The following is an 11,923-nucleotide window of genomic DNA, read 5'->3' as shown; positions in this document are numbered from 1 at the left end:
GGGGGGGGGCATTGAAATATCTAAGATTTATGAAAGATGTGCGTAGGATAAAGAGGGAGTTTGGGAAAGTCTAAAGCTAAAAGACTTTTTAAAAAAATGATAAAGTTTAAGTTAGTTTAGGAAAATAAAAAATAATAAAAATTAAGATAAAACTAAAGGATAAGGCTTGAAAATAAGGGTTTATTATGAAGATACAGACGCTGGAGGGGTAGTGTATCATAGTAATTATCTTAAATTTTGTGAAAGAGCTAGATCCGAGCTTTTTTTTGATAAAATGCCTGAAATTTTCGATAAAAACAAAGGACATTTTTTATTAGCTAAAGTAAGTTGTAGTTTTTTAAAACCAGCAAAACTTGGAGATATGCTTGAAGTTAAAAATCAATTAATGCAGATAAAAAACGCCTCCGTTTTGATAAGACAAGAAATTTTTAGAAGCGATGAGAAAATTTTTAGTGGGGATTTTAGCCTAGTTTATGTAAAAGATGAAAAAGCAAGTGCTATGAGCAAGGATATAAAAGAAGCCTTTATGAATTTTTTTAGTCAATCTTAGCCAGTTTAGGCTAAGATTGTGATTTATTTTATAATTCCGCACACCATTCTAGCACCGCCTCCGCCAAGGACAGCAGGTATATCGTGATGATTATCTCCTCCAACATGAACCATTAAAGAACGTTTCTTTATCTCGCTAAGTTTTTTTATCTTAGGTGCTAAAACTGGATAAAGTGCTTTGCCATCTTTGTCTATATAAAGTGCTGGTAAGTCGCCTTTGTGTCCCTTATCGTCCCAAGCAAACGAGTGTCTTTTAGTTCCATCTGGATCATAGTGTCCGCCTGCTTTTAAGCCCAAACCATCTTTAGTAGAGCCGCAATCTGGATTTTCGTGTATATGAAAACCATGCACGCCAGCATTTGAGACATCAAGCTTTAAATTTGGGAAAAAAGCCACTCCATATGGAGTTTCAACAGCGACTACTTCACCTGCATTTTTATTTTTTTCACCTAAAATTTGCATTTTTATAACTAAATGCCCTTTTACTGATTTAGGGTCAAAAATTTCATTTGAAAAAGCCACACAAGCACATAAAAATGAAGCTAATAGTATTTTTTTCATAAATATCCTTTGTGTTAAATTTGCATAATTTTAATATATTTTTATTTAATATTTGTTTGATTTAAGAAAAAAATATTTTTTAATATCACAAAGATACAAAATTATAAAGTCCTAAGTTTGTTTATCTCATCTCTTAAAGCGGCTGCCTTTTCAAATTCAAGCATCTTTGCAGCCTCAAGCATTTGTTTTCTAAGCTCTTTTACTAGCTTTGCTCTTTCACTTGCTGGCATTTTTTCAAGTTTTTTACTTTTTCTATAAATTTCAGCCTCATTTACCTCATTTTTAAGGCTATCTTCTAGATTTCTTTTTACAGATTTTGGAGTGATATTGTGCTTTTTGTTGTAAGCCATTTGAAGCTCTCTTCTTTTATTTGTTATATCGATAGCTTCTTGCATAGATTTTGTTATTTTATTTGCAAAAAGCAAAACCTTGCCATTTACATTTCTAGCAGCCCTACCCATAGTTTGTATAAGGCTTGTCGTGCTTCTTAAAAAACCCTCTTTATCAGCGTCCATTATGGCTATTAAAGAAACTTCTGGCAAATCAAGCCCCTCTCTTAACAAATTTATGCCTATTAACATATCAAAAGCACCACTCCTAAGTCCTCTTATCAGCTCGTTTCTTTCCACAGCGTCAATGTCTGAGTGCATATACTTTACCCTTATGCCCATTTCTATGTAGTATTTGCTAAGCTCCTCAGCCATTTTTTTAGTAAGCACTGTTACTAAAACTCTTTCGTTTCTAGCTATAACCTTTTTCGCCTCATCAAATAAAACCTCAACTTGATTATCAAGTTTTTTAAGCTCTATAAGAGGGTCAAGAAGTCCCGTTGGACGCATAATTTGCTCAAATACATTTTCTTTGCTAAGCTCAAGTTCTATTTGTGCTGGGGTTGCGGAAACAAAAAGAAATTGACAATTTTTATTTATAAACTCATCAAACATCAAAGGGCGGTTATCAAGAGCACTAGGTAAGCGAAAACCATAATCAACCAAGGTCTGCTTTCTACTTCTATCTCCAGCAAACATACCCCTAAACTGCGGTAAAGAAACATGGCTTTCATCGACTATTACAAGAAATTTTCTATCATTTATAGCAAAATAATCAAACATAGTGTAAGGCGTTTGACCCTCTTTTAAGCCCGTTAAATGCCTTGCGTAGTTTTCTATACCTTTACACATACCCGTGCTTTCAAGCATTTCTATATCAAATTCAACCCTTTGCTTTAGCCTTTGATACTCTACAAGTTTATTTTCATTTTCAAAATAAACTAGTCTAGCAGCTAGTTCCTCTTTTATGTCCTTAATAGCCTGTTTAAGCCTTGTTTCTCCCACGCTAAATTGGCTAGTTGGATAAAGTATAAATCTTTTTAAATCCTTTATCTTTTTATTTTCAAAAATATTGTAATGATACATCTTTTCAAGCTCATCGCCAAAAAACTCAAGCCTTATCACCTCATCTTCATAATAAGCGGGGAAAATATCCACAATATCTCCACTCACCCTAAAATCAGCCCTATCAAAATAAGCATCATTTCTTTTATAACCCATATCCACAAGTTTTTTTAAAAGCTCTTTTTGTGAAATTTGCATACCAAGCTCAAAGATTAAAACCATACCAACATACTCATTTGGATTTCCTAAGCCATAATTTGCCGACACGGAGGCTATGCAAACAACATTATCATAGCTTAACAAAGAAGCCGTTGCACTTAGTCTAAGCCTTTCTAAGTCCTCATTTACGGAGCTATCCTTTTCTATAAAAACATCTGTTCTTGGTATATAAGCTTCTGGCTGATAGTAATCATAATATGAGATAAAATACTCCACATAATCACTTGGAAAAAATCCTTTAAATTCGCTGTAAAGCTGGGCACAAAGACTTTTGTTGTGCGACATTACTAAGGTTGGCATAGCTAAGCTTTGTATAACATTTGCCATAGTAAAGGTTTTTCCGCTACCGGTTACTCCTAATAAAGTTTGGTATTTATTACCTTTTTTTATACTTTTTACTATCTTATCTATGGCATTTTGCTGGTCAAAACTAGGAGAAAACTCACTTTTTAAACTAAACATAAATCCTCTTTAAAAAGAATAATATTAGCCTAACTATGATATTTCTTAGCTTAAAAGATAAAATTTAATGCAGGGCTTAAAATGAATTTAAACCTTGCATTACTTGAAAAATGATATTTTTATGATTTTAAAATTTTGTAAATATTTCTTCATTTTTATTTTTTTGATACCTTAACCAATATCCAGCAAGCATAGATGAAATAAGAGTAACTAATATCAAGGTTGTAAAAAAGCTTACATTAACGATTTTATAATAAAAAGCTACACTTGCTAAAACTATGCCCGGACCTCCTCTTGCATTCATAGTTACGGCAAAATTTATTCTTGTTGTATTAGAAAGCTTTAAAAAAAGTAAGGCTATGTAAGAGCCAAAGAATTCTAAAAAACAAGCAAGAAATAAAAATAAAACAAACATATAAAAAGAAAATTCGTGTATGATATTAAGCTGTATGCCAATCAAAGCAAAATAAACCGGTATGAAATAAGAAAAAGAAAAGTCAGAAATGGCATTCATTTTTTCTTGCAAATCTTTATGTTTGTATAAAACATTTTTTATAAGAAAGCCTATTAAAAAAGAAGTATACATAGGATTTATATGCAAGGTATTAAAAAATGCTATCGATAAAAACAATAAAACAAAAGAGATAGTAAGAAAATCCGTCCCATTCATAGACATTCTTATATTTCTTAAAAAATTAGCTATGATTTTAATAAACACAAATAAGGCTACCGTGATAAAAGCTGTTGTTAGATTATCTAAAATAGAAATATCTTTATTTGAAGAGGCGTTTATAGCTACATTAAGCAAGATCCATAAAAACAAATCTTGTATAGTAGAAGTGGTTAAAACTATACTAGCAAATCTACTTTTTATAATCCCTATATCAAAAAATATCTTAGATATAACAGGTATGGAAGTTACGGCAATAGCTATTAAAAAAACTAAAGAAAAAGATAAATCATTTCCATTTTCACCTATAAAACTTTCCTTAAAATAATCTATAAAAAAATACCCTGCAAAAGCCGGTATAAAGGTAGCTCCTATAAAAAGTGCTGAAATAATTTTTATATTATCCTTGGCAAAGCTTATTTGAGTGTTAAAACCAGCTACAAACATTAAAAATATAAGTCCTAATTGATAAAAAACATTTAGCACCTTGCCCTGCTCTGCAAAAGCATTAAAAGTAGAGCTGATAAAATCCGGAAACAAAAGATAAAGCCCACTAGAACCTAAAATAAAACCTCCAAAAATTTCACCTATAACCTTTGGAGATTTTAACCATACAAAAATTTTTCCAAAAACAAAAGCACATAAAAGCAAAATTCCTGTGGCAAAAAATACAGCACTTAAATTTTCAGGGCTTAAAGTATCAAATTTCATAAAAACTCCTTAAATAATCTTTTCAGAATTAATTTCTTTTTGAATTAAATTTAAAATATCAATGCACTCTTTTACATAGCTTCCTATTGCACTTTCCTCTGATAGCTGTATGCCAAAAACTCCGCTTTTAGCTATGTGATACAAATCATCTATTTCAGCTATTGTTGGTATTGGTTTTTCTTCCATATTTTTAAGTATTTGAGTAGCTAAAAATACATTAACTCCGTTATGATGTGCCATTTGTATTATGTGTTTTTGAAATCTTGGAATTTTTTCTATACCTATCTCTGTGGATAAATCTCCTCTATCTATGAGTATATACTTAACTTCTTTTAGAATTTCATATAGATTATTTACAGCATCTACAGTTTCTATCTTTGAAATTATCTTAATATCTTTATTTAGCAAGGATTTAATTTCCTTTATATCCTCCTTTTTTCTAACAAAAGAAGCCCCGACAAAGCTCACTTCAAAATCATTACATAGCTTTATCAGCTCCTTATCTTTTTCAAATAAAAAAGGTATGTCTTTATGCAAATTTCTAATATGCATACCCTTATTGTTTAATAAATAGCCACTACTCTTTGAATTAAAAACTATCTCTTTATCATTTATCTCTTTAACTATAAACAAAAAGGTGCTATCATTTGCATAAACTTGCATACCGGGCTTAAGTAGCTTATAAAAATCTTTAAAATTAAAATTTTCAATCCCTATGCTAAAATCCTCATTTTTTTGCAGTTTTATTGGCTCTTTGATATTAGAGGTTCTTATTTTATTGCCCGGCAAGTCTATTAAAATTTCTATATTTTTTACCTGTTTTCTTAATTTTATCACTGTGTTTTTTATATCATCTAAGCTTCCGTGTGCGCCGTTTATCCTATATATAAAATTATCTTGGTGTAATTCTTGTAAATTTATTTTAGAGCCTAAGCTAGGTCCAACTGTTAATATAAAATTTTGCATTAATTTTCCTTTATAAAAATATTGTCTTTTCCTAAAGAAAGTATCACGTTTGAAATTTCTTTTCTCATCATAAATTCACTTGGAAGCTCATCGTTTTTTAAAGCCTGTCTTATCTTTGTTCCACTGATGTAAATTTTTTCACTTTCTTTATGCGAGCAAGTTTTCTCACTCACGAGTTCATTGCATTTTTTGCAGTAATAAGGCTCTTTTAATGCTAATATACTTATACCCAAATCTTTTTCCACAGCTTTTGCTAAATCCTGAGCCTCATAATTTCCATAGTAAGTCCCAACACCAGCGTGATCCCTGCCTACGATAAAGTGAGAGCAGCCTATATTTCGTCTTAATATAGCGTGAAAAACAGCTTCCTTAGGACCTGCGTAACGCATAGCTGTTTGAAGCCCCCTTAAAACAACTCTATTTTTAGGATAAAATTCCTCTAACATAAACTCATAAGCCTTCATCACGGCATTTTCGCTAAAGTCCCCTTCTTTTTTCCAGCCAACAAGAGGATTTATAAAAAGAGCATCACAAAGCTCTAAGGCTACTCTTTGCAAGTGTTCGTGTGCTTTGTGTATGGGGTTTCTAGTCTGAAAACCAGCTATAGTTTTTACATTTTTATTTATCTTTTTAAAATAATCTTGTAAAAAATTTTTATAAAGACTTCCTTTTAAAAATTCTTCTTTTATCTCTATGCTACCGGCTACCCTGTAAGGGGATTTTAAATTTTCTTTTATGATACCCGGATGCTTTTCGTCTTTGCTTTGATAAAGTTCAAAAATATGCTCTTTTTTTATCTTAAATTTATCGCTAATGCTGATAAAACCAACCAAAGTATCATCATAATAAAGATCTTGTTTAGAGCCTATATCGTAGTTTAAATGCTCAACCTCTAAGCTTATTGGAAGAGAAAAAATTGCTTTATTTAAAAGCCTCATATCCTTTACTACGCAAACATACTCATCATAAGACATAAAAGAATCAATCGGATAAAAAACTCCACTTGCTAAATATCTTAAATCCAAAAAATTTTCAGCACTTATATGTATCAATTTTCATCCTTTGTTTCAAGCTCATCTTTCTCACAAAGTTTTAAAAATTCTTGGTAGTATTTCCATTTTTGTATGTATTCTGGGTGGTATTTTTTGACATACCTTAAATCTTCTTCTATCAAAGTTTTATATTTATTTCTAAGATCTTTGTAGTCTCTTAGATATTCTAAAATATCTTCTTCTGTGATTAACTTGTCATTAATCTCTTGTTCGTATTTTTCCATAACGCTTACATAGGAATTTATATATTGTTTGCTAGCTAAGAAAAGCCTTTCATTCCTTTTAAAAGCTTTATATTTATCTCTTTTTATAAGCAAAATTAAGTTTTTAAACATAAGTTCTCTATCAGCAAAAATTTCCTTTGTGATATCTAAAAATTTATCTCTTTCTGGTGTAAATTGATATGTTGTGATAAGAATCTTAAATCCACCCAACATATTAAATGAACTTTCATTTTCCTTATGATCTTCTTTATTTTCATCGTATATATAATCCAAATCACTTTTGTGCGCTACAAAAGTAACAGGCAAAGTAAATAAATCTCCATTAGATCTATTAACCCTGTGTTGAAATAACTCCTTATTGCTAGGTGGATTAAATCCAAATTTATAAGCTAGTTTAGTGAAAGTATCAAAAGCGTTTTGAAAATTTATATCCTCAAATTCCAGCATATATACTTCTTTATTTTTAGAATCTAATACATCCATAGCCTTATGAAAATTCAACATATAATCAAGCACCCAGGGATGCTCTAAAGAGCTAACGCAAGGAGTAAAAGTTTTTGTAGTTACATTTTTTGATTTTGAAAATAAGTTTTCACTTTTAAGATTTGTTCTTAGATTTATTATTTTTTTACCTGGTATTATTTTCCAATCAACGTGATTTATCATATGTTTTATATAAGATATTGGATCCCTATATACACAAAATAATTTTATATCTTTTGGTATAAAATGATATAAAATATACATCAAGCCAATTTCAACTGATATGATTCTATTTTTATCTTCATATAAAAATACATACCAGCTTTTTACATCCCAATAAGCATAAGGCGGTTTAAAATCAACTTTCATATGATTAAAAAAACTACTTATTGCTCCAAGTCCTGTAGAATTTCTACAAAACCACACAAAATTACACCTATCAGGCTGTAAAGGTAGATATAAAGAAAAGGCAAGTTCAGCACTTATATCATCATAATTTATTTCTTTTGGGTTAAGCAAACTTGGGTAAGGATGCTTTTTATTTTTAAAATTTTCATAAAATTCATCTGATTTTAACCAAGCCTCTATACTTTTAAAATTATCTAAAAAATACCCAAAATTTCTAAGTATATTTTCTAAAATTTCTTTATAGTCTTTATGTCTTTCAAAAATATCTTTTACAACTAAGTATTCTTTTTTTAAAATTTGTCTTTGCTCATCTGAAAGAGAAGCTAAATTTTCAAACAAAGGATCAAGATTTATATCAAATTCTTTTAAAAAAGAAAGATGTCTAAAAATTTCTTTAGCTTCTTTTATATAAGAAAAAAGCCTTAAATACCCTCCACTAAATTTCTCCTTATCAGCTCTTATCAAGGCTTGTCCTAAGAGATAAGAAAGATGAAATTTACACCTTAAAGACGCTTTGTAATCGGCACATTTTTCTAAGGCTGGGTATTTTAAACTTGGAAAAACTTGGATTATATCTTTGTAGATTTTTGTTTTTTTTCTATGCTCTTTTTTTAAGCTATATAGTTTTGTAAGTAAAGAGTATAACCCCCCCCCCCCGTTTATCGTAGGCTATCATAGCCTCTCCTAGCTTGTAAGAAAGAGAATTTTTTACTCTATCAACAGCACTATTTACATTCATAAAATCTCCTTAAAATTTCAAAAGATTAATTATACAAAAAAAAAAAAAACAAAATCAAAGCCCAATTTTCTTGATAATACCATCTAGTTCTTTGTCAAGAGATATGAAATTAGTATTATCAAGCACCAAATCAGCCTTTGGCTCGTCAAAATCTATATCTACGCCAACCACATTTGTAAGCTCTTTATTTAAAGCTCTGCTATAAAGATGTTTTTTATCTCTTTTTATCAGCTCATCAAAATCACACTTAACATAAATTTCAAAATAATTATTTATGTTATTGCGGTTGTATTCATAAATTTCATTCCACATAGAAATAGCACTCACAATCACAATCATACCTTGTTTACTAAGAAAATTTGCAAAAACAGCCCTTTTAAAAGATAGCTCTAAGCGACCCTGCTTATCGTAAGAGAAATTCCCCAAAATTTCCCTAAATTCATCGCCATCTAAGTATAAAACATTTTTATATCTTTGCTTTAAACTCTCATACAAATATGAGGCTATATGGCTTTTGCCACTACCAGCTAAACCTGTAAACCATATCACTGCACCGTTTTTAAAATCAACCATAAAATTTTCCTTGAGAATTTTAAGTATGAAATTATATAAAAAACACCTTAAATTTTTAAGTTTTTTTGTTATAATGTTGAAAAAAATTTTACAAAGGTAAAAATTTATGTATGATGATAAGATTATAAATACTTTGACAGATAAAGTAAATGAGCTATTAGAAAGATATAATGAGCTTTGCGAAACAAATGAAAATTTAAGAAATGAATTAGTAAGTGTTAAGGCACAAAATGAAGCTAAAAATAACGAAATTCTACGTTTAGAAGAAGAACTTAAGAGCAAAAATCTAGTAAGCGAAGATATAACTAAAAAGATAGAGGCTGTGCTTGGCAAGTGATGGACTTAAGCAAGTAATTATAAATGTCTCAGCAAAAGACTTTATAGTAAAATGTGGAGGGGATTTTGCTAAGTATTTAGAAACTGATATTGACCTCATCTCAAATGGAACTAAAAAGATAGAACTAAAGCAATTCGTAGACTCCTTTGTAAAAAAAAGCTATGAAAACTACATACTTCAAAAAGAAATAAAAAAGCTAGTAAAAACCATAAACGAAGAACTACCCCTAAAGTAAGAAAATAATGAAAAAAGCTTTTTCTCTTTTAGAGCTTATATTTGTAATGCTTGTTATAAGTATTATCGTAGGGATTTCTTTGCCATATTTTACAAATTTTAAAGACGATGCGAAATTATTAAGACTAAAAGCTGATTTTACAAATATACAAAGTGCTTTAGCTTATGCGGAAAATGAAAGAATCATAAAAAATATAAATCAAAAAATACATATCCTAGATGATGCCTTAATAAATTTGGAAAATGAAAAACTTTTTTATTGCTCTTCTAAAAGTATAAATTCTTGCACGAATAGCACAAACTGCTGTTTTATCAGCCTTCTTTCTCAACCTATATATTCTAGCAAAAAAGCTTGGATAAAAATTTCAAGCACAAAATACCGCTTTTTTTTAAATCCTAAAAAATACATAGACTTCGAATACGACCCTAATAACACGAGTTTTAATTGCTTGGATAAAGACTTGTGCAAAGAGCTTTTATGAGATACTATAAAGTAGCCATAAAAGGACGATTTGTAGATGAGTTAATATACGAAAGCAAAGAAAAGATAGAAATTTTAAGTGAGGTTTTATTAGACTTACAAAACAAAAAAGATTTAAAAGCAATAGTTTTAGAAGAATGTGAAAAACCAGAATTCAAAACAAAGGCTATAAAAGCAAAAACTGGGGCTAAACTAAGCAAGACTCAGTTTGAACTAGCCTCTTTTATAAGCTATTATTATAACTGTAAGCTTTCTTTTATATTGGGAAGTTTTGAGTGCTTAGAGGATTATACTTGTAAAAAGATCTTGATAGAAAAACAAATGCCTATATTAAATGAAAAACAAAAAGAAGCTCTAGAATTTATAAAACAACAAAAAACAAGCCTACTTTTTGCAGATACAGGGAGCGGAAAAACTGAAATTTACATAAGTCTTTTAAAAGAATATATAGAAAATGGAGAACAAGTATTGCTCTTAATGCCTGAAATTTCCTTAAGCCCACAAATGCAAAAAAGGCTAGAAGTATATTTTGAGGATAAATTTTTTATTTGGCATTCAAAGATAAGCAAGAAAAAGAAACAAGAAAATTTAGAAAAGTTAAAAAATTCAGAGGTTATGTTGGTAGCTGGTGCTAGATCTGCTCTTTTTTTACCATTTACAAAACTAGGACTTATAATAGTAGATGAAGAACACGACAACTCCTACAAGGCAAATAACATACCAAAATTTAACGCTAGAGATTTAGCGGTATTTTTGGGACAAAAAGAAAATATAAAAATACTTTTAGGTTCTGCAACTCCTAGTTTAACTAGCTTTTATAAACAAAAATCCTTTAGGATAAAAGGATCTTTTTTTAAAAGCGAAAAAGAATTTATCTATGATGAAAGCGAATTAAGCCTATCAAGCACGGTCTTAAGAGAGATTAGAACAAGTTTGAGAAACAAAAAACAAGTTATAGTTTTTCTACCTACTAGAGCAAATTTTAGGCAAATTCTATGCAAATCCTGTGGAAATACCATAAAATGCCCTTTTTGTTCTATAGCCTTATCTATGCATAAAAAGAAAAATGCCTTAAAATGCCATTACTGCGGCTTTACAAAGGAAATAGATAAGCTTTGTCCAAATTGTGCGGACAGTATGCTAGAAGCTAGAAAAATGGGCACAGCAGAACTATGCGAAATGCTAGAAAAAGAGCTTAAAGATTTTAATGCTAAAATCGTTAAATTTGATAGCGATGAGATAAGCTCTTTTTCAAAGCTAAATTCTGTTTTAAGAGATTTTAACAAAAATGATATAGACATACTTGTCGGAACCTCTATGCTTGCTAAAGGACACGATTATCACGATGTTGATTTAAGCGTTATTTTAGGGCTTGATGAATACCTTTTTAGACCAGATTATAAAGCCTTAGAAGAAAGTCTAGCCCTTGCTATGCAAGTAGCCGGAAGAGCTGGGAGAAAAGGTAAAGCAAGAGTTTTATTACAAAGCAAAAACAAGGTTTTTTTTCAAAGATACATTAATGATTATGACGCTTTTTTAAAAGATGAGCTAGAAGCTAGAAAGGAGCTTTATCCCCCATTTACTAGACTTTTGAGGATTTTAATAGAGGATAAAGATGAAAAAAATGGCTTTATTTTGTGTGAAAAACTAGCTAAAGAGTATAAAAAGATACAAGATATAGAAATTATAGGCTATGGAGCTTGTGCTATAGCTATGCTAAATGCAAATTTTAGGTTTTATATACTACTTAAATCAAATTCGCACACAAAGCTTATAAAAGCTGCAAAATATGCTTTAAATTTTAACAACGTAAGCATTGATATGGATCCTGTTGATTTTTCTTAAATTAAAGCTTTATTT

At 29.9% G+C, this 11,923-nt stretch carries 13 protein-coding genes; 5 read left to right on the top strand and 8 right to left on the bottom strand.

Annotated features, from left to right (window positions below):
• Positions 1-166: 166 nt before the first annotated feature.
• Complete coding sequence (locus tag Q0J35_RS07550) at positions 167-550, top strand: thioesterase family protein (RefSeq protein WP_297195076.1); 384 nt, start codon at positions 167-169, stop codon at positions 548-550.
• Between the two features lie 23 nt (positions 551-573).
• Here Q0J35_RS07550 and Q0J35_RS07545 read toward each other — a convergent pair whose 3' ends face one another.
• The 8 genes from Q0J35_RS07545 to Q0J35_RS07510 form a co-directional block, all read right to left on the bottom strand.
• Positions 574-1,110 carry a superoxide dismutase family protein gene (locus Q0J35_RS07545; protein WP_297195074.1) on the bottom strand — a complete coding sequence of 179 codons (537 nt, stop codon included), beginning with the start codon at positions 1,108-1,110 and terminating at the stop codon, positions 574-576.
• A gap of 101 nt (positions 1,111-1,211) precedes the next feature.
• The gene (gene uvrB / locus Q0J35_RS07540; RefSeq protein ID WP_297195072.1) at positions 1,212-3,185 is read right to left on the bottom strand and encodes an excinuclease ABC subunit UvrB; all 1,974 of its coding nucleotides are present in this window, start codon (positions 3,183-3,185) and stop codon (positions 1,212-1,214) included.
• 127 nt (positions 3,186-3,312) lie between these two features.
• Positions 3,313-4,566, bottom strand: coding sequence for a cation:proton antiporter (locus tag Q0J35_RS07535; RefSeq protein WP_273403904.1), 1,254 nt, complete (start codon positions 4,564-4,566; stop codon positions 3,313-3,315).
• 9 nt (positions 4,567-4,575) lie between these two features.
• On the bottom strand, positions 4,576-5,532 hold the full coding sequence (locus Q0J35_RS07530) for a pyruvate kinase (RefSeq protein ID WP_297195069.1): 957 nt from the start codon (positions 5,530-5,532) through the stop codon (positions 4,576-4,578).
• Positions 5,532-6,584 carry a hypothetical protein gene (locus Q0J35_RS07525; RefSeq protein ID WP_297195066.1) on the bottom strand — a complete coding sequence of 351 codons (1,053 nt, stop codon included), beginning with the start codon at positions 6,582-6,584 and terminating at the stop codon, positions 5,532-5,534. The genes Q0J35_RS07530 and Q0J35_RS07525 overlap by 1 nt, the downstream gene beginning before the upstream one ends.
• The gene (locus Q0J35_RS07520) at positions 6,581-8,164 is read right to left on the bottom strand and encodes a DUF2972 domain-containing protein (RefSeq protein ID WP_297195064.1); all 1,584 of its coding nucleotides are present in this window, start codon (positions 8,162-8,164) and stop codon (positions 6,581-6,583) included. The genes Q0J35_RS07525 and Q0J35_RS07520 overlap by 4 nt, the downstream gene beginning before the upstream one ends.
• Before the next feature lie 151 nt (positions 8,165-8,315).
• The gene (locus Q0J35_RS07515) at positions 8,316-8,438 is read right to left on the bottom strand and encodes a sugar transferase (RefSeq protein WP_297195062.1); all 123 of its coding nucleotides are present in this window, start codon (positions 8,436-8,438) and stop codon (positions 8,316-8,318) included.
• A gap of 54 nt (positions 8,439-8,492) precedes the next feature.
• A complete protein-coding gene (locus tag Q0J35_RS07510; RefSeq protein WP_297195060.1) occupies positions 8,493-9,011 on the bottom strand; it encodes an adenylyl-sulfate kinase in 519 nt (172 codons plus the stop codon).
• Between the two features lie 106 nt (positions 9,012-9,117).
• Here Q0J35_RS07510 and Q0J35_RS07505 point away from each other — a divergent pair, with 106 nt between their 5' ends.
• Genes Q0J35_RS07505 through Q0J35_RS07490 form a run of 4 tightly spaced genes read left to right on the top strand, consistent with a single transcriptional unit; the run spans position 9,118 to position 11,908 of the window.
• Positions 9,118-9,348, top strand: a complete 231-nt coding sequence (locus tag Q0J35_RS07505; protein WP_297195058.1) for a hypothetical protein — start codon at positions 9,118-9,120, stop codon at positions 9,346-9,348.
• Positions 9,338-9,583, top strand: a complete 246-nt coding sequence (locus tag Q0J35_RS07500; RefSeq protein WP_297195056.1) for a hypothetical protein — start codon at positions 9,338-9,340, stop codon at positions 9,581-9,583. Before Q0J35_RS07505 ends, Q0J35_RS07500 begins: the two co-directional genes overlap by 11 nt.
• Positions 9,584-9,590: 7 nt before the next feature.
• Positions 9,591-10,064, top strand: a complete 474-nt coding sequence (locus Q0J35_RS07495) for a type II secretion system protein (protein ID WP_297195054.1) — start codon at positions 9,591-9,593, stop codon at positions 10,062-10,064.
• Positions 10,061-11,908: a primosomal protein N' gene (locus Q0J35_RS07490; protein ID WP_297195051.1), complete on the top strand. Its 1,848-nt coding sequence runs from the start codon at positions 10,061-10,063 to the stop codon at positions 11,906-11,908. The genes Q0J35_RS07495 and Q0J35_RS07490 overlap by 4 nt, the downstream gene beginning before the upstream one ends.
• Positions 11,909-11,923: the final 15 nt, after the last annotated feature.

This window comes from uncultured Campylobacter sp. (genome assembly GCF_944323605.1).
Classification (GTDB): Bacteria; Campylobacterota; Campylobacteria; order Campylobacterales; family Campylobacteraceae; genus Campylobacter_D.
This window is presented reverse-complemented; position numbering and strand designations above follow the sequence as displayed.